This window comes from Sphingomonas sp. CROZ-RG-20F-R02-07 (assembly GCF_022662335.1).
Classification (GTDB): Bacteria; Pseudomonadota; Alphaproteobacteria; order Sphingomonadales; family Sphingomonadaceae; genus Sphingomonas.
The window spans coordinates 246,421-266,447 of the sequence record NZ_JAKNQJ010000002.1; the positions used below are offsets into that span (position 1 = coordinate 246,421).

Here is a 20,027-nt window from a genome sequence, read left to right on the forward strand (position 1 = left end):
ATGGCGATGCCACGCGAACGTCCCCCGATCCGCCCGCTGGATGCCGCCGCACTGGAGCGGATGGCGCTTCGCTATGTCGAGCGGTTTGCCACGACGCGGGGAAAATTGGCCGATTATCTGACGCGCAAGATCCGCGAACGCGGCTGGTCGGGCGACGAATCCGATCCCGTGGCGCTCGCCGAGCGGATGGCGGAACTGGGCTATATCGACGATCGCGGTTTCGCCGAGGCACGCGCGGCGGCGATGGCGCGGCGCGGTCTGGGTGGCCGTCGCGTCGCCGATGCGCTGCGTGCCGCGCGGGTGGGCGAGCCGGACCGGCAATCCGTGGTGCCGCAGGTGGCGGAGCGCGCCTATGACGCCGCGATCGCGTTTGCGAAGCGCCGCCGGATCGGACCATTCGGCGATGGATCGGGCGATCGGGCGGTGCGCGAGAAACAGGTGGCGGCGATGTTGCGCGCGGGCCACGGCTTCGATCTCGCCCGGCGGATCGTGGCGCTGCCCCCCGGGGACGTGCCGCCGGAAGACGATTTTTCCTGAAACCTGTCATCCGTGTGCGTTGCAGCACGGGCGATCCATGCTAGCGTGACCGTCCTCAGGGGTGAGTAAGACATGCGTAACGATGCGCTGCAGGGTGGCGATGCCACGCCCGACGCCGATCCGCTGGATGACGGACGGCGGATCGGCGGTGTGGTCAAATGGTTCGACGTGACTCGGGGCTTCGGTTTCGCGGTGGCGGACGAAGCCGAGATCGGCGACATTCTGGTGCATTTTTCCGTTCTCCAACCGCACGGCCGGCGGTCGCTGCCCGAGGGCGCGCGCATCGACGTGCTGGCGGTGTCGCGCGGACGCGGCTTCCAGGCGCGCGAGATCCTATCGATCGACCTGAGCGACGTCGTCGAGGAGCCGATGCCCGAACGCCGAACCGCGTCCGACCGCATCGATCCGATCACGCTGATCGAGGATGCCGGGCCGTTCGAGCCGGTGACGGTCAAATGGTTCAACCGCCTGAAAGGCTATGGCTTCCTGATCCGCGATCGCGATGGGGCGGACGTGTTCGTCCATATGGAAACGCTGCGCCGGGCCGACATCGCGACGGTGGAGCCCGACCAGCCGATGCGCGCGCGCGTCGTTTCGGGTCGCAAGGGGCCGCTGGCGGTGGTGGTCGAGGAGGGGCCGTGATGCGCCGGGCGGTGGCGATCGCGGCGCTGGCGGTGGCGGGCTGCACCGCCCAGGACGATGGCGCGGCGACGAACCGAAGCGCCGGGGCGGCATCCGCGGTCCGCATTCCGCTGACGATCCGCGGCGCCGGCGGTACGCATGGCTTCGCGGTCGAGCCCGCGCGCACCGTGGCGGCGCAGGAACAGGGGCTGATGTACCGCACCGATCTGGCGCGCGACGGCGGCATGCTCTTCTGGCCTTATCCCCCGGATGGCGCGCAGCCGCGCGAGGCGTTCTTCTGGATGAAGAACACGCCCACCCCGCTCGATATCCTGTTCATTCGGGCGGACGGGACGATCGCGCGGATCGCGGACAATGCGGTGCCCTATTCGGAAGCGAAGATCCCGTCGGGCGAGCCGATCGGCGCCGTTCTCGAACTGGTGGGCGGCCGCACCGCGGAACTCGGCATCGCAGAGGGCGACACCGTGTCATGGCCCGGCGGACCGCCGCCACGATCCGCGGTTGAAGGCGGGCGCGCGGCGCGGTAAGCGGGCGTCCATGGGCATCAACCTCAATCCCTTCACCTGGTGGAACGGCGCCACGATCGGCACCTGGTTCGGCCTGCGCGGCAAGGCGCAGGTCGGCGAGGATTCGATCGGCAACACCTATTGGCAGGGCGGTGCCGACACCGCCGGCAATCCGCGCCGCTGGGTGATCTACAACGGATCGAACGACGCCAGCCGGGTGCCGCCCGAATGGTTCAGCTGGTTGCACCACCAGGTCGATGCCGTTCCCGAGAAGGCGCTGCCCGCGCCACGCGCCTGGCAAAAGCCCGCCATCCCCAACATGACCGGCACCGCGCTCGCCTATCGCCCCCCGGGTGCGCTCGAAATGGGTGGCAAGCGCGCGATGGCGACGGGCGACTACGAAGCCTGGTCGCCGGACGCGTGATCCGCCGCGGGATCGCCGCGGCGGTGATCGCCGCGGTGCTGATCGTCGGCGGCTGGTTCGGCTATCGCGCGCTTCATGGCGATGACGCGCCCGTGGCGACGACCGGCCCGGTGGTGCAGGCGGTGCCGAGCGCAGCCGGTACTGACGGCGTGGAGACGGTCGATACCGGCGACGCCGCGACCGCAGGCGGCGGTACGCCGATGGCGCAGCGGGTGGCGGTCCTCGGGCTGCTCAACAAGCGAAACGGCGTCGCGCGCGATCTCACGTTGAAGCCGGGTCAGGCGGTGCGGGTCGGCGATGCGGTGGTGCGGCTGCGGGCCTGCGAGGAAACCGCGCCCTGGGAGGCCGATCATCTGACCGGCGCCTTCGTGCAGCTCGACGTGCGCGGACCCGACCGGCATTGGCGGCGCGGCTTTTCGGGATGGCTGTACAAGGAGCGCCCGTCGCTGAACGTCGTCCAGCATCCGATCTACGACGTGTGGATCAAAAGCTGCGCGATGGCTTTTCCCGACAAGGGGCCCGACACCGTCTCGCTTTCCGATCCCGCGCCGCGATCGAGCGCGAAGAAGTCGCCGGAGGCCGATGCCGGTGCGGATGCCGCGCCGATCACGCCCGACAGCGCTTCGGACAACAGCACCATGTAATCGGCACGGTCGATCTCGACCGTGCCCATCGATGCCAGATGATCGGTCTGGAATTGGCAGTCGAGGAGCGTGAAGCCGCCGGCCCTCAGCCTCGCGACCAGCCAGGCCAGCGCGACCTTGGAGGCATCGGTAGCGCGGCTGACCATGCTCTCGCCGAAGAACGCGCGGCCCAGCGCCAGACCGTAAAGGCCGCCGACCAGCGTCTCGCCGTCCCAGCATTCGACCGAATGCGCAAAGCCCATCCGGTGGAGCTGCACGAACACATCCTCGATCGCATGGTTGATCCACGTCTCGGGCCGGTCCGCCGCACCCTCCGCGCACAGCCGCAGGACGCGCCGGAACGCGGTGTCCGCCGTCACGCGAAACCGGTCGTTGCGCAGCGTCTTGCGAAGCGAGTGCGAGGGGCGGAACGCCTCGATCGGGAGGATGGCGCGGCGCTTCGGCTCCACCCAGAAGACGCTGTCGGCCTCGCGCGCGTCCGACATAGGGAACACGCCCACCGCATAGGCGCCGAGCACGAGCTGCGGGTCCAGCGGCGGCATCAGGCGGCGAGCTGGCGCTCCACGGCTCGCCACAGCCCGTCGAACGCGACGGCGGCCGCCGATCGCGGCGCGAACGCGCCGACGGGTTCGCGGCGAACGGTCATTTCCTCGATCACGCTCGCCATCGGGATCACCGGCCAGTCGGGGTTGCGCGAGAGGGCGGCCGCATGAAGGCTGCGCCGGCGATCGACCATGACATGCACGGGCATCAGCGCGGTGCGATCGCCCAGATGCGCCTTCACCGCGGCGAAGGCGCGTTCGGAAAGTGGGGAGGGGATGACGGGCACCACGATCACGTCCGCGGCACGCATCACCTGATCTGCCGTGTCGGTCAGGCCGGGCGGGCAATCCAGCAACACCCGGTCATAGCCTTTCAAGCCGCCCAGCAGCTTGGCCAGGCGCTTCTTCTTGTCGAGATCCTGGAAGAGCCGGTCGAGCCCGCGCAGCGAACCGTCCGCCGGGATCAGGTCGAGCCGCGGCCACGCCGTTGCGATGGCGCGGGTGGCGAGCGGCACGTCGCGCGAGAAGATCGCCTGCGCATCGTTCGAGGGGGTGCCGTGCGCGAGCACCCAGCTGCTCGCCGCCTGCGGATCGAGATCCCAGAGCAATGTCCGCCGGGCCGAGCGCGTCGCCGCGCACCAGGCCAGATTGACGCTGAGTGTCGTCTTACCGACACCGCCCTTCAAGCTGTAGATCGCGATGGTGGCCATGCGCGCAAGATTGGCGCGACAGGCCGGCCAACGCAAGTGGATATGGCGGGGAGAAGAAGGCCAGCCTTGCCGCATGGCCGAAAGGAAACGGGCTGACGAATCGCTCCGCCAGCCCGCTCCGAGTAAAAAGTCTACTGAATCAAGACTTGCAGGTGAGCTCGCCCTTGCCGGGCTGAGTCAGGGTGACGCTGTCGGGGCCGCCCGTCATCTTCCAGCCGCCATCGGCGACATAGGGATCGCCCGACTTCGCGGCGATCAGCTTGGTGGCGGTGCCGCCTTCCTTGGTGCGGACGGTGGCCTGCTTCTCGCCCTGGAAGAAGGTGACATAGACGAGGCTGTTGTCCTTGCAGCGCAGCGTCTTGTCGGCCTTGATCGCGGGCGGCAGCTCGACCGGGGGGGCGTTCTTCAGGGCGTTGGCCATCGGATCCGGGTTGGCGTCGACCACTTCGGCCTTGGGCTGGGAGTTGCAGGCAGCCAGCGCAAGCAGCGTGGCCAGGGCGGCGGTGGGGAGGAGGCGTGTCATAGCGATCCGGGCTTCGCGCATGCAGCATAGGGCGTCAAGGCGCGCGCGACGAGGCGTGGTGGAAATCGCCGCTTGCCGGCGGCAAAGCGACGCTCGCTTGCCGCCGGCGCACGCACTATCCATCTATGGGCGATGCATATCATTCCCGACACGCTGGGCCTTATCGGCAACACCCCTCTCGTCCGACTGAAGGGCCCGAGCGCGGAAAGCGGCGCCGAGATCTTCGGCAAATGCGAGTTCGCCAATCCCGGTGCTTCGGTGAAGGATCGTGCGGCGCTGGGCATCGTCGAGGATGCGGAGGCGCGGGGCGTTCTGAAGCCGGGCGGTACGATCGTGGAGGGCACGGCGGGCAACACCGGCATCGGCCTCGCGCTCGTGGGCAATGCCAAGGGCTATCGCACGATCATCGTGATGCCCGAAACGCAAAGCCGCGAAAAGATGGACACGCTGCGCGCGCTGGGCGCCGAACTCGTTCTCGTCCCCGCCGCGCCCTATTCGAGCGCCTGCCACTTCGTCCACACGTCCCGACGGATCGCCGAGGAGACGGAGGGCGCGATCTGGGCGAACCAGTTCGACAATATCGCCAATCGCCGCGCGCACATCACCGGCACTGCGGAGGAAATCTGGGCGCAGATGGACGGCCGGATCGACGGCTTCACCTGCGCGGCCGGCACCGGCGGAACGATCGCGGGCGTGGGGCTGGGGCTGAAGGCGCGGGACGAATCGGTGACGATCGCGCTCACCGATCCGCATGGCGCCGCGCTCTATGAATATTATGCGCATGGCGAGTTGAAGTCGGAAGGGTCTTCGGTGGCGGAGGGGATCGGGCAGGGGCGGATCACCGCCAATCTGGAGGGCGCGCCGATCGACACCCAATTCCGCATCTCCGATCAGGAGGGCTGGTATTGGGTGCGTCGCCTGCTCGATGAGGAGGGGCTGTGTCTCGGCTTGTCGTCGGGTATCAACGTGGCCGGCGCGGTGCGGCTGGGGCAGCGGCTGGGCGCGGGCACGCGCGTTGCGACGATCCTGTGCGACACCGGATTCCGTTATCTCTCGACGCTCCACGATCCCGCCTGGCGCGAGGCCAAGGGTCTGGCGTGACGCGAATCGACAGAGGCGTGCCGATCCGGTACGTCAAATTGGCGTCATGAAGCCCAAGCCCGATCCCCAACAATCGATGCAACGCGTGAAGGTCGGCATGATCGGCCTCGCTGTCGTGATCCTGCTCATCGGCCTGGCCAGTGCGATCATCGGTTCCGCCACCCACGAGCGGCCGCTGCCGTCGATCGGCGCCCCCCATGCCGATGTCATGGCCAACATGGCGCTCGCCAACGAAGCCGCCGCGGGGCCGCTTGCCGAACTGGGTGTCGCCCCCAGCGCCGACAATGTCCAGCCGGCGGCGGGAGGCGCGCCGTGAGCCGTCGGGGATTTCCGGGGATCGCGGTTCCTGCGGTTCTTGTGTGACGGGCGACGTGCCCGCGCTGCCACCGGATCGGCACCATTATCCGGCGTGATTCCCCGGCCATCCCCAAAAATCCCGTTGCGTCCCCGGCGCTCCCTTGGTAACCAGCGTTAACACAGGGGCAGGCTTTACCGTTCGTGAAAAACGATCCGGTGGGCGGCGATCAGCCGCCTTCCGGGCGGTCGGGTCGTGCACGCCAAACGCGAGGTCGGCGTGTCGGACAGGGAGTATTATCAGGGCGATGGCATCGGTCTTGTCGACGACAAGGGCCGGGTCGCGATCCCTGCATCCCTGAGATCGGTTCTGGCGACCAACGCGCCCAAGGCGAATGGCAAGGACGGGGGCACGATCGTGATCGGCGCCCATCAGAAGAACCGCTGCCTCGTTGCCTATGATCCCGGCTTCGTCGCGATCCTGGCCGAACGGCTGGGGCGACGCGAGGCGGAGAACACCCGCGACGATGGTGAATTCGACTATAACATCAAGCGTCGTGCGTCCTCGGGCGAGGCGGTGCCTTTCGACGGATCGGGGCGCTTCATCATGCCGGCATTTCCGCGCTTCTATGCCGGCATCAAGGGCCATGCCTTCTTCTATGGCGTGCTCGACTATATCGAGATCTGGGATCCGGCGACGTTGATCGCGACGCCCGACATGCCCGACGTCGTCAAGGAGATGGCGCGCTTCTACATGGCGGAAAAGGGTGTGGCGTTGTGAGCCAATTCCCGCATATCCCCGTTCTGCTCGACGAAGTCGTCGCCGCGCTCGCGCCGGCCCCCGGCGAGACGATGGTGGACGCCACCTTCGGTGCCGGCGGCTACACGCGGGCGTTGCTTGCGCGCGGCGCCTGCGTGGTCGCGTTCGATCGCGATCCGGACGCGATCGCGGCGGGGCGTGCGCTCGAGGCCGAGGAGGACGGTCTGCGTCTCGTGGCGGCGGATTTCTCGCGGCTGGAGGCGGCGCTCGATCGGCCCGTCGACGGCGTCACGATGGATATCGGCGTGTCGTCGATGCAGCTCGACCAGGCCGGGCGCGGCTTCTCGTTCCAGGCGGATGGCCCGCTCGACATGCGGATGGCGCAAGTGGGCATGTCCGCGGCGGACTTCCTGAACGAGGCCGACGAAGAGGCGATCGCCGACATCCTCTATCGCTATGGCGACGAGCCCAAGTCGCGCCGCGTCGCGCGGGCGATCGTCGCCGCGCGGCCGCTGACGCGCACGTCCGAGCTGGCGAGCGTCGTTCGTCGTGCGCTCGGCCACCGCCCGCACGACAAGAAGGATCCCGCGACGCGCGCGTTCCAGGCGATCCGCATCCATGTGAACCGCGAGCTGGACGAGCTGGCCGAAGGGCTCGCTGCCGCCGAGCGCGTGCTGAAGCCCGGCGGCCGGCTGGCGATCGTGACGTTCCACAGCCTGGAGGACCGGATGGTCAAGCGCTTCCTGCGCGACCGTTCGGGCGGGGCGCCGGCGGGCTCGCGCCATCTGCCGCAGGCGGATGCGGGTGCGGCCGCCAGTTTCGAGAATGTCGGTCGCGCGGTGCGCGCCGGCGAGGACGAGGTCGCGCGCAATCCCCGCGCACGATCGGCGACGCTCAGGACGGCGCGGCGGACCGCGGCCCCTTCCTGGACGAACACACCCTGGGCGAACGAGGTGACGGCATGACGGCGGCGTATCGGTTGAAGGGCTTCGGCTGGTTCGCCAGCGGCGTGGGCGTGGTGCTCGCCTTCTATCTGGTCTCGCTCCAGGTCGCGACCGAGCGCAAGAAGCTGGAGGCGGTCAACGGCCACATCCTGGCGGCGCAGCGCGACATCCGCGCGCTGGAGACCGAATTCGATACGCGTGCAAACCTCGCGCAGCTCGAACGGTGGAACGGCGACACGCTGGCGCTGGCCGCGCCCACCGCCGGGCAGTTCGTGGCCGATGCGGATCAATTGGCGGCGCTCGACGTGAACGCTTTGCCGTCGGACGATGCCAAGGTGCAGACCGCCGCGCTGGTGGTGCCCTCCGCACCCGGTGCGATGCCCGCACCGATCACCTCCGCGCCCGCGATCGCCGCGCCGGTATCTGCGCCATCATCCGCGCCGGCGGTACAGGTCGCCGCGGTGCAGATGGCCAAGGTGGCGGCCAGCCCGCGCGTGATCCGCGCCGCCGCGATCCACATCGTGGAGGCCGCCCATGCGCCGACGGTGCATGCGGCGCATGCCAAGCCGCAGGCGATGGCCATGCTCGATCGCAAGCTCCTGTCCGACACCACGCTCGGCGATATTCTGAGCGGCGCGCGCGCCGAGGCGGGTCACCGGCGTTGACCGCCGTCGTCGCCCGGCCGCTCCAGGGGCCACGGCGCACCGCGGGTCAGCGCCACCAGCTGGTCGCGACCGCGCATATGCGCCTGATGATGCTGATGGTGCTGTTCGCCGCGGCGGTGCTGCTGGTGATCGGGCGGCTGGCGATGCTGGCGATCGTGTCGGGGCCGGCGGACGCCGCCGCGCGCACCGCGACGCTCGCCGCACGCGGCGACATCGTCGATCGCAACGGCGCACCGCTCGCGCGGACGATCGACGCCTGGACGATCGCGATTCATCCCGGCAAGCTGATCGGCGATCCGATGGACATCGCCGCGCGCCTCGCCGCGCTGATGCCGGACGGCGGCAATCAGGCGCATTATTACGCGCTGCTCACCAGCCACGCGAACTTCGTCTATCTCCAGCGGCGGGCGTCGCCGGCGCTGGTCGAGCAGGTCAACGCGATCGGCGAACCCGGGATCGTGTTCGACCGCGAGACGCAGCGGCTTTATCCGCAATCGGCGATGGCGGCGCATGCGCTCGGCTTCCTGTCTACCGACGGCCACGGGATGAGCGGCATGGAACGCGTGCTCGACGCGCGGCTGCTCGATCCGGCGAATGCGGGCAAGCCCATCGCGCTGTCGATCGACACGCGCGTGCAGGCGGCGATGGAAAGCGAACTCGGTCACGCCGCCGCCACCTTCCAGACGCGCAGCGCCGCGGGCGTGGTGCTCGACGTCCACACCGGCGAGGTGATCGCGATGGCGTCGCTGCCGATCTTCAACCCCAACCGGGTCGGGATGGCGGGCAGCGAACAGTTGCGCAACACCGTCACGCAGAGCGTCTACGAGCTCGGCTCGACGTTCAAGCCGATCACGATGGCGGCGGCGATCGACGGCGGCGTCGTCACGTCGATGGCGCGCCGCTTCGATGCGACCGCCCCGCTGCGGGTGGGCAGCTATACGATCCATGACGAGCGCGGCGATCCCAAGCGCTGGCTCAACATCCCCGAAACGCTGATCTATTCCTCCAACGTCGCCACCGCCCGGATCGCCGACGAGGTGGGGCCGCAGCGGATGCAGGCGATGTTCCGCAAACTCGGCTTCGATACCAAGCCGGATATCGAACTGCGCGAGAAGGGCCATCCGCTCTGGCCGAAATATTGGGCCCGCACGACGGTGATGACGACGGCTTACGGCCACGGCATCGCGGTGACGCCGCTGCATCTCGCCAGCGCCTATGCCGCGCTCGTCAACGGTGGCATCTGGCGGCCGGCAACGCTGCTGAAGGTGCCCGCGGGCCAGGCGCCGCAGGGCCGCCGCGTCATCAGCGAGGCGACCAGCGCGCGGATGCGCCAGTTGCTGCGGCTGATCGTGCTGCGCGGCACCGGCCGCAAGGGCGACGCCCCCGGCTACCGCGTCGGCGGCAAGACCGGCACCGCCGAGGCGGCGGTCGCGGGCGGCTACGACCATCACCGCAACGTCGCAACCTTCGCCGCGGCGTTCCCGATGGACGCCCCGCGCTATGTCGTGCTCGCCATGCTCGATTCGCCGATCGGCACGAAGGAGACCTTCGGCTGGAAGACCGCCGCATGGAACGCCGCGCCCGTCGTCGGGCGGACCGTGTCGCGGATCGGCGCGATTCTGGGTGTGATCCCCGACACCCGCCGCGACGTCGATGTGTCGGACATCACGCCCTTGCTGTGGCAGGCGCCCGGCGAGAAGCAGGTGGATGGGCGATGAGGGCGGTCCCATGAAGCTCGGTGCGCTGACCGGCGGCGACGAGCCCGAAACCGTCACCGGCTTCGCGATCGATCACCGCAAGGTCGCGCCGGGCACCATCTTCGGCGCGTTCGTCGGCGCCCGCGCGAACGGCGAGGATCATATCCGCGACGCGGTGAAGGCCGGCGCGATCGCGGTCGTTGCCCGGCCGGAGGCGGTGGTGGAGGGCGCGGTGCACATCGCCGATGCCGATCCCCGCCGCGCGTTCGCGCGTGCCGCTGCCGCTTTCTTCGCGCCGTTCCCGAAGGTGAACGTCGCGGTGACGGGCACCAACGGCAAGACATCCTGCGTCGAGATGGTGCGCCAGCTCTGGCGGATGGCGGGGCACCATGCCGCCTCGATCGGCACGCTGGGCGTCACCACCGCGGACGAGCGCACGCATACCGGGCTGACCACGCCCGACGTGGTGACGTTCCTGTCGAACGTCGCCGGCCTGGCGCGCGAAGGTGTGACCCATCTGGCCTTCGAGGCGTCGAGCCACGGGCTGACCCAATATCGCACCGAGGGCCTGGACGTGATGGCGGCCGCCTTCACCAATCTCAGCCGCGATCATCTCGATTATCATGGGACGATGGACGCCTATCTGGCGGCCAAGCTGCGGCTGTTCGCCGAGGTGCTGCGGCCCGGCGGCACCGCGGTCGTCTGGGCGGACGACGATCACGCCGCCGACGTGATCGCCATCGCGCAGGGACGGGGCCAGCGGCTGCTGAGCGTCGGCACGCGTGGCGAGACGCTGCGGCTGGTGGAGCGCAGTCCCACCCTGCTGGGGCAGCGGCTGACGATCGCGGCGGAGGGCGCGAGCCACCGGGTCGATCTGCCGCTGATCGGCGCCTATCAGGCGGCGAACGCGCTGGTGGCGGCGGGGCTGGCCATCGCGACCGGCGCCGCCGTCGCGCCGACGCTCGCTGCACTCGCGCGGCTGCAGCCGGTGCCGGGGCGGCTCGAACGCGCCGCGATCACGCGCGCCGGCGCACCCGTCTATGTCGATTACGCGCATACCCCCGACGCGCTGGAGGCGGCGATCGCCGCGCTGCGTCCCCATGCCGGCGGCCGGCTGATCCTGGTGTTCGGCGCCGGTGGCGACCGCGATGCCGGCAAGCGCGCCGCGATGGGCGCGGTCGCCGTCGCGCAGGCCGATCGCGTGATCGTCACCGACGACAATCCGCGCACCGAGGACGCCGCCGCCATTCGCGCGCACGTGCTGGCGGGGGCGACGGACGCCACCGAGATCGCCGACCGCCGCGCCGCGATCGCCGCGGCTGTGCGCGGGGCGGGCGCGGACGACATCGTGCTGATCGCGGGCAAGGGGCATGAACAGGGCCAGATCGTGGGCGACATGACGCTGCCGTTCGACGATGTGGCGGTCGCACGGGAGAGCGTGGGATGAACGAAGCACGCAAGTCCGACGACCCGACGTTCGTCGTAGGCGAAGACGCGGGCGGACAGGGGCGAAATCCCCCGCAACCTCCGCGTGAACGGCGGCGGCTCGGCCTGCGCTATGGCGCGGGGGCGGATGCCAAGGGAGAGCGTCCATGAGCGAAGCGCTCTGGACGGCCGCCGACATCGCCGCGGCGACCGGCGGGACCGCCTTCGGCGACTTCACCGCCGATGGCATCGCCTTCGATTCGCGCGAAGTCGGCCCCGGCGACCTGTTCGTGGCGCTGACCGGCGAAACCACCGATGGCCATCGCTTCCTCGATCAGGCTTTCGCGCAAGGGGCTGCCGGGGCGATCGTCTCGGAGGACGCTGCCAGGCCGCGGATTCGCGTGGGGGACACCTTCGCGGCGCTGCGCGATCTCGCCCGTGCGGCCCGCACCCGCACCGCGGCGACGATCGTCGGCGTGACCGGATCGGTCGGCAAGACGAGCGCCAAGGAGGCGCTGTTCGCGGCGCTCGACCGATCGATGCCGGGCGCGGTGCACCGCTCGGTCAAAAGCTACAACAACCATACTGGCGTGCCGCTCAGCCTGGCGCGGATGCCCGCGTCGACGCGCGTCGGCGTGTTCGAGATGGGGATGAACCATGCGGGCGAACTCGCCGACCTGACGCGGCTGGTCCGCCCGCATGTCGCGCTCGTCACCGCCATTGCGCCCGCGCATACCGCCTTCTTCGCGGGCGAAGAGGCGATCGCGGATGCGAAGGGGGAGATTTTCCAGGGGTTGCAGCCCGGCGGCACCGCGATCGTCCCTTTCGACAGCCCGCACCGCGACCGGCTGATCGCGGCGGCGCGGCCCTATGCCGCGCGGATCGTGACGTTCGGGATGAAGGAGGGGGCCGATGTCCGCTCGCTGGAGGCGATGCGCCTGCCGACCGGCACCTTCGTCACCGCGCGTGTCGGCGAGCGGGAACTGAGCTTCACGATGGCGCAGCCGGGCATGCACTGGGTATCGAACGCGCTCGCGGTGCTGGCGGCGGTCGATGCGGTGGGAGCGGATCTCGGCCTCGCCGGGCTGGCGCTGGCCGAGATGGGCGGACTTGCCGGGCGCGGGGCGCGGATGCCCGTGTCGCTCGCGGAAGGCGAGGCGCTGCTGATCGACGAAAGCTACAACGCCAATCCCGCTTCGATGCGCGCGACGCTCGCCGTGCTGGGGCACGAACCGGGCCGCCATGTCGCGGTGCTGGGCGAAATGCGCGAACTCGGCGACGATTCCGCGACCTACCACGCATCGCTCGCCGAGCCGATCGCGGCCGCGCGCGTCGAAGCGGTGGTGCTCGTCGGCGAAGCGATGGCGCCGCTTGCCGCCGCGCTTGAGGGGCACACCGAATTGGTCCATGTGATGGCCGCCGCGGACGCCCTCGCAGCACTTCGGTCGATGCTGGCACCGGGGGACGCGGTGCTCATCAAGGGATCGAATGGAGTCGGGCTGTCGCGCGTCGTCGCAGGCCTGGCGGACGGGGCTTAGCATGTTCTACTGGATCGCGGAGCATCTGGGCTTTCCGAGCCTTCTCAATCTGATCCGCTATCAGACGTTCCGCACGGGCGCCGCTGTGGCCAGCGCGCTCGTAATCGGGCTCATCATCGGCCCGCGCTTCATCGGATGGCTGCGCCTGCGCCAGGGCAAAGGGCAGCCGATTCGCGCCGACGGGCCGCAGACACATCTGGCCAAGCGCGGCACGCCGACGATGGGCGGCCTGATGATCCTCACCTCGATGGGGCTGTCGATCTTCGCGTGGATGGATCTGAGCAACCCCTATGTCTGGGCGTGCCTCTTCGTGACGCTCGGCTTCGGCGCGATCGGCTTCATGGACGATTACGACAAGGTGAAGAAGGCGAGCACCGCGGGCGTCTCGGGCCGCGTGCGGCTGTTGCTGGAATTCGCGATTGCCGGGATCGCCGCGGCGGTCATCATGCATTCGAACGGTCCGCATCTCTATCTGCCGTTCACGACGCGCGTGTATCTCGACCTCGGCTATGCCTATCCGCTGTTCGCCGCCTTCACGATCGTGGCGTTCGGCAATGCGGTGAACCTCACCGACGGGCTGGATGGTCTCGCGACGATGCCCGTCATCATCGCCAGCGTCGCGTTCATGGTGATCGTATATCTCGTCGGAAACGTGAAGTTCGCCACCTATCTCGGCATCCCGCACGTGCCCGGCGCGGGCGAACTCGCCATCTTCTGCGGCGCGGTGGTGGGTGCAGGGCTCGCCTTCCTGTGGTTCAACGCACCGCCCGCCGCGGTGTTCATGGGCGACACCGGCAGCCTCGCGCTGGGCGGCGCGCTCGGCACCATCGCGGTGGTCGCGCATCACGAGATCGTGCTCGGGATCATCGGCGGCCTCTTCGTCGTGGAGGCGATGTCGGTCATCATCCAGGTGTTCTTCTACAAGCGCACCGGCAAGCGCGTGTTCCGGATGGCGCCGATCCACCATCATTTCGAACAGCTCGGCTGGAGCGAGCCGACCGTGGTGATCCGCTTCTGGATCATCGCGCTGGTGCTGGCGCTCGCCGGCCTGTCGACGTTGAAGCTGCGGTGATCGTCGCGCGCGCCTGGGGGGGCAAGCGCTATGCGGTGCTCGGTCTGGCGCGATCGGGTGCCGCGACGGTGCGCGCGCTGCTGGCGGGTGGCGCCCGCGTCGTGGCATGGGATGCCGACGAGACGAAGCGCAACGCCTTTCTCCCCGCCACGGGTGACGACCTGACGATCGCGCCGCTCGACGATCTCGCCGGGTTCGATGCATTGGTGGTGTCCCCCGGCGTGCCGCTCAATACCCATCCGCTCGCCGCTCCGGCGCGCGCGGCGGGCGTGCCCGTCATCGGCGACATCGAACTCTTCGCGCAGGCCCGCGGCGATTTGCCGGCGCACCGCGTCGTCGGCATCACCGGCACCAACGGCAAGTCGACCACCACCGCGCTCGTCCACCACATGCTGCAAGGCACCGGGGTGCCGAGCCTGATGGGCGGCAATATCGGCCTGCCGATCCTGGGCGAGGATCCGCTGTCTCCGGGCGGCGTCTATGTGCTCGAACTGTCGAGTTACCAGATCGATCTGACGCAAAGCCTCGACTGCGACGTCGCGGTGCTGCTGAACGTCACGCCGGACCATCTCGACCGCTATGACGGCTTCGACGCCTATGCCGCGAGCAAGGCGCGGCTTTTCGCGATGCAATCGATCGGGCACGCCGCGGTGATCGGGATTGGCGATGCGTCGTCGGCGGCGATCGCGCGGTCCCTTGACGATCGCGGCGCGCCGGTGACGAAGATCGCGCCGGGCCAGTGCATGGACCAGTCGCGCTGGCCGGCGCTTCAGGGGCCGCACAACGCCCAGAACGCGCTGGCCGCGATCGCCGTGGCGCGGGCGTTGGGCATCGCGGCGGCGGAGATCGACCGCGCGCTGGCAAGCTTCACCGGCTTGCCGCACCGGATGCAGACGATCGCGCAGCGCGGCGGTGTGGCGTTCGTGGACGACAGCAAGGCGACCAACCCCGAATCGACCGCCCCGGCGCTGGGCGCGTTCGGGCGGATCCACTGGATCGTCGGTGGCCGGCCCAAGGGCGACGATCTCGACGCCTGCGCGCCCTTTTTCGGCAACGTCGCCGCGGCCTATACGATCGGGGAGGCCGCAGCGCGCTTCGCCGAGATCCTGCGCGGCCAGGTGCCGGTGGTGGAACAGGCCGGCACGGTCGAGGCCGCGGTGCGCGATGCCGCGGCGGCGGCGCGGCCGGGCGATACCGTGCTGCTGTCGCCGGCCTGCGCCTCGTTCGACCAGTTCCGCGATTACGAGGCGCGGGCCGCCGCGTTCCGCACCGCCGTGGAGGGGCTGGCATGACCGACACCCGCGCGAATTCGGGCGCACAGCCGGGCGGGATCGTCGCGCGCATGAAGCAGCGCGGCGGTCGCGGCGACCGGTCGCCGCTCGGCACCTGGTTCTGGGACATCGACCGGATGCTGCTGCTGCTCACCCTGTTCCTGATCGCGATCGGGCTGGTGGCGGTGGCGGCGGCGAGCCCGGCCAGCGCGGTCCGCTATTCGGGCGATCACCACAAGATCGCGCCGCTCTATTATTTCTGGCGCCAGCTCATGTGGGTCGGCGTGTCGCTGCCGGTGCTGTTCGGCGTGTCGATGATGCCCGTGGCCGCGGCGCGGCGGATGGCGATCGGCGGCGCGATCCTCTTCGTCGCGCTGCTGGTGCTCACCCCGCTTGTGGGCGTGCAGGTGAACGGCGCGCGGCGCTGGATCGGCTATGGCTTCGCCCAGTTCCAGCCTTCCGAATTCCTGAAGCCGATGTTCATCGTGACGACGGCGTGGCTGTTGTCGCTGAAGGCCAAGGAGCCCGACCTGCCGACCGTGCCGATCACCTTCGTGATGACCGGCGGCGTCGCGTTCCTGCTGATGCTCCAGCCCGATTTCGGCCAGACGGTGATCTTCTGCACCGTCTGGCTCGCGCTCCTCATGATCGCGGGCACGCCGACGCGCGTGCTGGTCGGCATCGTCGCGATGGTGCCGGCGGGGCTCGGCGCAGCCTATGTCTTCTACGGCGTGGCGCGGGCGCGGATCGACGCGTTTCTGTTTCCGAGCGTGGAGGGCGAGGGCGCGGCGGACCATTTCCAGACCAACGCCGCGCACGCCACGCTGACGGCAGGCGGCTGGACGGGCACCGGCCCCGGCGCCGGCGTCGCAAAGTTCGGCCTTCCCGAGGCGCATACCGACTATGTGTTCTCGGTGATCGGCGAAGAGTTCGGGCTAATGGCCTGTTCGATCGTCGCGCTGGTGTTTCTTGCGATCGTCGTGCGCGTGTTCGTCAAGCTGCTCGACGAGCAGGACGAGTTCAAGCTGCTCGCCGCCTCGGGCCTCGCGGTGCAGTTCGGCGCGCAGGCGCTGGTGAGCATGGCGGTGAATACGGGGCTCGCACCCTCCAAGGGCATGACGCTGCCGTTCATCAGCTATGGCGGATCGTCGATGATCGCGCTGTCGATCGGCATGGGGTTGCTCCTCGCATTCACCCGGCGCAATCCGTTCCTCACGCGGAGCCCGTACGTCGTCCGCTGGAGTGGTGAATGACGAAGCATTTCGTATTGGCGGCCGGTGGCACCGGCGGCCACATGGTTCCCGCCGCCGCGCTCGCGGCGGAGCTGACGCGACGCGGCCACCGCGTGGCGCTGGTCAGCGATGCGCGCGGGGTGCGCTTCCCCGGCCTGTTCGAGGGCATCCAGACTCATGTCCTGCCCGCCGGGCGGTTTCAGATGAAGCGCCCGCTCGGCTGGCCGTCGGCGGCGCGCGAGATGTGGCGCGGCCGGGCGATGGCGCGCGAACTCTATGCCACGTTCAAGCCCGCCGCCGTGATCGGCTTCGGCGGCTATCCCGCGCTGCCAGCGCTGCTCGCGGCCTTCGCCGCGCGGATCCCCACCGCGGTGCACGAACAGAATGCGGTGCTCGGCCGGGTCAACCGGCTGGTGGCGGGGCGTGTCGATGCCATCGCCACTTCCTATGACCGCACGGAGCGGCTGGCGGCGAAGCTGGCGGGCAAGACGCACCGGGTGGGGAACCCGGTGCGCGAGGCGGTACTGGCGCTACGCGACCGGCCCTATCCGCTGCTGGAGGAGGACGGCATCTTCCGCGTTCTCGTCACCGGCGGCAGCCAGGGCGCGAGCATTCTGAGCCAGGTGGTGCCCGACGGGCTGGCGATGCTGCCCGTGACGTTCCGCCGGCGGTTGCAGGTGACGCATCAGGCGCGGATCGAGGATATCGATGCGGTGCGCGCGCAATATGCCGAGCATCAGATCCCGGCCGAACTCGCCACCTATCTGCCCGACATGCCCGAGCAGCTCGCCTGGGCGCATCTGGTGATCGCGCGGGCGGGGGCCTCGACGATCGCGGAACTGACCGCCGCGGGGCGCCCGGCGATCCTGGTGCCGCTGCCCTCGGCGATGGACGACCACCAGACCGTCAACGCCCGCGAGATCACGCAGGCGGGCGGCGCGCGGACGATCGCGCAAGGCGAGTTCACCGCGGTGGAACTCGCCAAGCAGATGCAGAAGCTGGGGCTCGACCCCGCCGCGCTGGAGAATGCCGCGGCGCGTGCCCGGAGTGTGGGGCGGCCGGACGCGGTCGGCGATCTGGCGGATTTGGTCGAGAGCCTCGATGCCCCGGTCGCCCGGCTGCCCGTCGCCGCACCCGCCCGCAAGGAGGCACTGGCGTGAGAGGTGTCGCAATTGACATCGGCACGATCCATTTCGTCGGCATCGGCGGGATCGGCATGTCGGGCATCGCCGAGGTGATGAAGAATCTGGGCTATGCGGTGCAGGGCTCGGATGTTGGCGAAGGTTACGTGGTTCAAGGGCTTCGCGGTAAGGGAATACCCGTCACGATCGGCCATGCCGCCGAGAATCTGGGCGACGCGGCGGTCGTCGTCGTCTCCACCGCGATCGTGCGCAGCAATCCCGAGGTGGAGGCCGCGCTCGAGCGCCGCATCCCCGTGGTGCGCCGTGCCGAGATGCTGGCCGAGCTGATGCGGCTGAAATCCACGGTGGCGGTAGCGGGCACGCACGGCAAGACGACGACGACGTCGATGGTCGCCGCGATCCTCGATGCCGGCGGCGTCGATCCCACCGTCATCAACGGCGGGATCATCAACAGCTATGGCTCGAACGCGCGGCTGGGTGCGTCGGACTGGATGGTGGTGGAGGCCGACGAGAGCGACGGCAGCTTCCTGCGGCTGGACGGCACGATCGCCGTCGTCACCAACATCGACCCCGAACATCTCGATCATTATGGCAGCTTCGATGCCGTGAAGGACGCTTTCGTCGCCTTCATCGAGAACGTGCCCTTTTACGGCGCGGCGCTGCTGTGCCTCGACCACCCGGAGGTGCAGGGCATCCTGCCGCGGGTGCGTGACCGGCGGGTCGTCACCTATGGCTTTTCGGCGCAGGCCGACGTTCGCGGCGTGAACGTCACGCCGATTCCCGGCGGCAGCCGCTTCGAATGCCTCGTCCGCGCGCGCGACGGCGCGGTGCGCTCGATCGAGGGGATCGAGCTGCCGATGCCGGGCCGGCACAACGTCCAGAACGCGCTGGCCGCGATCGGCGTCGCGCTCGAACTGGGGCTGGACGATGCGACGATCCAGCAGGGCTTCGCCAAGTTCGGCGGCGTGAAGCGGCGCTTTACTAAAGTAGGCGAGGTGCCGCTGGGCGAGGGCACGGCGACGATCATCGACGATTACGGCCACCACCCGGTCGAGATCCGCGCCGTGCTGGCTGCGGCGCGCGAGGGCGCGCAGAGCACGGGCGGCAAGGGGCGGGTGATCGCGGTGGTGCAGCCGCACCGCTATTCGCGGCTCGGCAATCTGATGGAGGATTTCCAGACCGCGTTCAACGACGCCGACCGCGTGCTGGTGACGCCCGTCTATGCCGCGGGCGAGGCCCCGGTGGCCGGCGTCGATTCGGAGGTGCTGGTCGAGGGGCTGAAGCGTCGTGGCCACCGCTCGGCCGCTTTGGTCGCCGATGCCGATGCGCTGGCGGACGAACTCGCCGCGATGCTGCGCGCCGACGACATGGTGGTGTGCCTGGGCGCGGGCGACATCACCCGGTGGGCGGCGGGCCTGGCCGACGCGATCGGGGCGCGGGCATGAGCGCGCCCGCGCGGGAATTTGGGGGCGACGGCGCGTTCCGGGGCACGATCGAGGGCGGCGGCAGCCTGGCGGACTTCATCTGGTTCCGCACCGGCGGCCCGGCGGAATGGCTGGTGCGGCCGGCCGATACCCACGATCTCGCGGGCCTGCTGCGCGCGCTCGATCCGGCGATCCCGGTGCTGCCGATCGGGGTCGGATCGAACCTGATCGTCCGCGACGGCGGCGTGCCCGGCATCGTCGTGCGGCTGCCCAAGGCGATGGCGCGGGTGAGCATCGAGAATGGCCGCGTCCGCGCCGGCGCCGCGGCGATGGGCATCACCGTGGCGAGTGCGGCGCGCGATGCGGGCATCGCCGGCATGGAGTTCCTGCGCGGCATTCCCGGCACGGTGGGCGGCGCGGTGCGGATGAACGCGGGCGCCTATGGCAGCGATGCGAGCGACATCCTGGTCGAGGCGACGATCGTCACCCGCGACGGCACGGTGGAGGTGTGGCCGGCGGAGCGGCTCGGCTATACCTATCGCCATTCGGACGTGCCGGCGGGCGCGATCGTGGTGGAGGCGGTGTTTCGCGGTATGCCGGGCGAACCCGCGATCATCGGCGCGGAGATGGACCGGATCGCCGCCGAGCGCGAAGCGTCGCAGCCGCTGCGCAGCCGCACCGGCGGATCGACCTTCAAGAACCCGCCGGGCCACAAGGCCTGGGCGCTGATCGACGCCGCCGGCTGTCGCGGCCTGACGCGTGGCGATGCGCAGGTGAGCGAGAAACACTGCAATTTCCTGCTGAACCTCGGCAGCGCCTCCAGCGCCGAGATCGAAGCGCTGGGCGAAGAGGTGCGCCAGAGGGTGAAGGCGCATTCGGGCGTGACGCTCGAATGGGAAATCCAGCGCGTGGGAGTGGCAGGGTGAGCGTGGAC

The 20,027-nt window shown here is 69.6% G+C and carries 21 protein-coding genes and 1 pseudogene; 19 read left to right on the top strand and 3 right to left on the bottom strand.

What is annotated here, in order from left to right:
- From L8H00_RS04955 to L8H00_RS18770, 5 genes and pseudogenes are all read left to right on the top strand, one after another.
- On the top strand, window positions 1-537 hold the full coding sequence (locus tag L8H00_RS04955) for a RecX family transcriptional regulator (RefSeq protein WP_242096128.1): 537 nt from the start codon (window positions 1-3) through the stop codon (window positions 535-537).
- 72 nt (window positions 538-609) lie between these two features.
- Complete coding sequence (locus L8H00_RS04960; RefSeq protein ID WP_242096129.1) at window positions 610-1,179, top strand: cold shock protein; 570 nt, start codon at window positions 610-612, stop codon at window positions 1,177-1,179.
- Window positions 1,179-1,706 carry a DUF192 domain-containing protein gene (locus L8H00_RS04965; RefSeq protein WP_242096130.1) on the top strand — a complete coding sequence of 176 codons (528 nt, stop codon included), beginning with the start codon at window positions 1,179-1,181 and terminating at the stop codon, window positions 1,704-1,706. Before L8H00_RS04960 ends, L8H00_RS04965 begins: the two co-directional genes overlap by 1 nt.
- Window positions 1,707-1,716: 10 nt before the next feature.
- Complete coding sequence (locus L8H00_RS04970; RefSeq protein WP_242096131.1) at window positions 1,717-2,109, top strand: NADH:ubiquinone oxidoreductase subunit NDUFA12; 393 nt, start codon at window positions 1,717-1,719, stop codon at window positions 2,107-2,109.
- A gap of 200 nt (window positions 2,110-2,309) precedes the next feature.
- Window positions 2,310-2,543, top strand: a pseudogene (locus tag L8H00_RS18770) (DUF2155 domain-containing protein); the annotation flags it as partial.
- A gap of 35 nt (window positions 2,544-2,578) precedes the next feature.
- Here the strand turns inward: L8H00_RS18770 and aat are convergent.
- The 3 genes from aat to L8H00_RS04990 form a co-directional block, all read right to left on the bottom strand.
- Window positions 2,579-3,295, bottom strand: coding sequence for a leucyl/phenylalanyl-tRNA--protein transferase (gene aat, locus L8H00_RS04980; protein ID WP_242096132.1), 717 nt, complete (start codon window positions 3,293-3,295; stop codon window positions 2,579-2,581).
- Window positions 3,295-4,005 (bottom strand): ParA family protein, encoded by a 711-nt coding sequence (locus L8H00_RS04985; protein ID WP_242096133.1) that lies wholly within the window; start codon window positions 4,003-4,005, stop codon window positions 3,295-3,297. The genes aat and L8H00_RS04985 overlap by 1 nt, the downstream gene beginning before the upstream one ends.
- 139 nt (window positions 4,006-4,144) lie before the next feature.
- Window positions 4,145-4,528, bottom strand: coding sequence for a hypothetical protein (locus L8H00_RS04990; RefSeq protein ID WP_242096134.1), 384 nt, complete (start codon window positions 4,526-4,528; stop codon window positions 4,145-4,147).
- Between the two features lie 132 nt (window positions 4,529-4,660).
- On the opposite strand from L8H00_RS04990, the gene L8H00_RS04995 reads away from it, so the two are divergent.
- The 14 genes from L8H00_RS04995 (at window position 4,661) to murB (ending at window position 20,019) form a co-directional block, all read left to right on the top strand.
- Window positions 4,661-5,629 carry a cysteine synthase A gene (locus tag L8H00_RS04995; RefSeq protein WP_242096135.1) on the top strand — a complete coding sequence of 323 codons (969 nt, stop codon included), beginning with the start codon at window positions 4,661-4,663 and terminating at the stop codon, window positions 5,627-5,629.
- A 76-nt stretch (window positions 5,630-5,705) separates the two neighbouring features.
- A complete protein-coding gene (locus L8H00_RS05000; protein ID WP_242096282.1) occupies window positions 5,706-5,945 on the top strand; it encodes a hypothetical protein in 240 nt (79 codons plus the stop codon).
- 234 nt (window positions 5,946-6,179) lie between these two features.
- Window positions 6,180-6,704: a division/cell wall cluster transcriptional repressor MraZ gene (locus tag L8H00_RS05005; protein ID WP_242096136.1), complete on the top strand. Its 525-nt coding sequence runs from the start codon at window positions 6,180-6,182 to the stop codon at window positions 6,702-6,704.
- Window positions 6,701-7,648 carry a 16S rRNA (cytosine(1402)-N(4))-methyltransferase RsmH gene (gene rsmH / locus L8H00_RS05010; protein WP_242096137.1) on the top strand — a complete coding sequence of 316 codons (948 nt, stop codon included), beginning with the start codon at window positions 6,701-6,703 and terminating at the stop codon, window positions 7,646-7,648. The genes L8H00_RS05005 and rsmH overlap by 4 nt, the downstream gene beginning before the upstream one ends.
- Entirely contained in the window at window positions 7,645-8,292 is a 648-nt protein-coding gene (locus L8H00_RS05015; RefSeq protein WP_242096138.1) for a hypothetical protein, read from the top strand. The genes rsmH and L8H00_RS05015 overlap by 4 nt, the downstream gene beginning before the upstream one ends.
- Entirely contained in the window at window positions 8,289-10,010 is a 1,722-nt protein-coding gene (locus L8H00_RS05020) for a penicillin-binding protein 2 (RefSeq protein WP_242096139.1), read from the top strand. The genes L8H00_RS05015 and L8H00_RS05020 overlap by 4 nt, the downstream gene beginning before the upstream one ends.
- A 10-nt stretch (window positions 10,011-10,020) precedes the next feature.
- Window positions 10,021-11,436: a UDP-N-acetylmuramoyl-L-alanyl-D-glutamate--2,6-diaminopimelate ligase gene (locus tag L8H00_RS05025; RefSeq protein WP_242096140.1), complete on the top strand. Its 1,416-nt coding sequence runs from the start codon at window positions 10,021-10,023 to the stop codon at window positions 11,434-11,436.
- 145 nt (window positions 11,437-11,581) lie between these two features.
- Window positions 11,582-12,952: a UDP-N-acetylmuramoyl-tripeptide--D-alanyl-D-alanine ligase gene (murF, locus tag L8H00_RS05030; protein ID WP_242096141.1), complete on the top strand. Its 1,371-nt coding sequence runs from the start codon at window positions 11,582-11,584 to the stop codon at window positions 12,950-12,952.
- 1 nt (window position 12,953) lies between these two features.
- Complete coding sequence (mraY, locus tag L8H00_RS05035; protein ID WP_242096142.1) at window positions 12,954-14,024, top strand: phospho-N-acetylmuramoyl-pentapeptide-transferase; 1,071 nt, start codon at window positions 12,954-12,956, stop codon at window positions 14,022-14,024.
- The gene (gene murD, locus L8H00_RS05040) at window positions 14,021-15,316 is read left to right on the top strand and encodes a UDP-N-acetylmuramoyl-L-alanine--D-glutamate ligase (RefSeq protein ID WP_242096143.1); all 1,296 of its coding nucleotides are present in this window, start codon (window positions 14,021-14,023) and stop codon (window positions 15,314-15,316) included. The genes mraY and murD overlap by 4 nt, the downstream gene beginning before the upstream one ends.
- The gene (locus L8H00_RS05045) at window positions 15,313-16,548 is read left to right on the top strand and encodes a putative peptidoglycan glycosyltransferase FtsW (protein ID WP_242096144.1); all 1,236 of its coding nucleotides are present in this window, start codon (window positions 15,313-15,315) and stop codon (window positions 16,546-16,548) included. The genes murD and L8H00_RS05045 overlap by 4 nt, the downstream gene beginning before the upstream one ends.
- The gene (gene murG, locus L8H00_RS05050; protein ID WP_242096145.1) at window positions 16,545-17,687 is read left to right on the top strand and encodes an undecaprenyldiphospho-muramoylpentapeptide beta-N-acetylglucosaminyltransferase; all 1,143 of its coding nucleotides are present in this window, start codon (window positions 16,545-16,547) and stop codon (window positions 17,685-17,687) included. Before L8H00_RS05045 ends, murG begins: the two co-directional genes overlap by 4 nt.
- Entirely contained in the window at window positions 17,684-19,114 is a 1,431-nt protein-coding gene (murC, locus tag L8H00_RS05055) for a UDP-N-acetylmuramate--L-alanine ligase (protein WP_242096146.1), read from the top strand. Before murG ends, murC begins: the two co-directional genes overlap by 4 nt.
- Window positions 19,111-20,019 carry a UDP-N-acetylmuramate dehydrogenase gene (gene murB / locus L8H00_RS05060; RefSeq protein WP_242096147.1) on the top strand — a complete coding sequence of 303 codons (909 nt, stop codon included), beginning with the start codon at window positions 19,111-19,113 and terminating at the stop codon, window positions 20,017-20,019. The genes murC and murB overlap by 4 nt, the downstream gene beginning before the upstream one ends.
- Window positions 20,020-20,027 lie beyond the last annotated feature (8 nt).

Coding starts and splice junctions, on each gene's coding strand:
- L8H00_RS04955 (WP_242096128.1), top strand. CDS start 1: ATGGCGATGCCACGCGAACGTCCCCCGATCCGCCCGCTGGATGCCGCC.
- L8H00_RS04960 (WP_242096129.1), top strand. CDS start 610: ATGCGTAACGATGCGCTGCAGGGTGGCGATGCCACGCCCGACGCCGAT.
- L8H00_RS04965 (WP_242096130.1), top strand. CDS start 1,179: ATGCGCCGGGCGGTGGCGATCGCGGCGCTGGCGGTGGCGGGCTGCACC.
- L8H00_RS04970 (WP_242096131.1), top strand. CDS start 1,717: ATGGGCATCAACCTCAATCCCTTCACCTGGTGGAACGGCGCCACGATC.
- aat (WP_242096132.1), bottom strand. CDS start 3,295: ATGCCGCCGCTGGACCCGCAGCTCGTGCTCGGCGCCTATGCGGTGGGC.
- L8H00_RS04985 (WP_242096133.1), bottom strand. CDS start 4,005: ATGGCCACCATCGCGATCTACAGCTTGAAGGGCGGTGTCGGTAAGACG.
- L8H00_RS04990 (WP_242096134.1), bottom strand. CDS start 4,528: ATGACACGCCTCCTCCCCACCGCCGCCCTGGCCACGCTGCTTGCGCTG.
- L8H00_RS04995 (WP_242096135.1), top strand. CDS start 4,661: ATGCATATCATTCCCGACACGCTGGGCCTTATCGGCAACACCCCTCTC.
- L8H00_RS05000 (WP_242096282.1), top strand. CDS start 5,706: ATGCAACGCGTGAAGGTCGGCATGATCGGCCTCGCTGTCGTGATCCTG.
- L8H00_RS05015 (WP_242096138.1), top strand. CDS start 7,645: ATGACGGCGGCGTATCGGTTGAAGGGCTTCGGCTGGTTCGCCAGCGGC.
- L8H00_RS05025 (WP_242096140.1), top strand. CDS start 10,021: ATGAAGCTCGGTGCGCTGACCGGCGGCGACGAGCCCGAAACCGTCACC.
- murF (WP_242096141.1), top strand. CDS start 11,582: ATGAGCGAAGCGCTCTGGACGGCCGCCGACATCGCCGCGGCGACCGGC.
- mraY (WP_242096142.1), top strand. CDS start 12,954: ATGTTCTACTGGATCGCGGAGCATCTGGGCTTTCCGAGCCTTCTCAAT.
- L8H00_RS05045 (WP_242096144.1), top strand. CDS start 15,313: ATGACCGACACCCGCGCGAATTCGGGCGCACAGCCGGGCGGGATCGTC.
- murG (WP_242096145.1), top strand. CDS start 16,545: ATGACGAAGCATTTCGTATTGGCGGCCGGTGGCACCGGCGGCCACATG.
- murB (WP_242096147.1), top strand. CDS start 19,111: ATGAGCGCGCCCGCGCGGGAATTTGGGGGCGACGGCGCGTTCCGGGGC.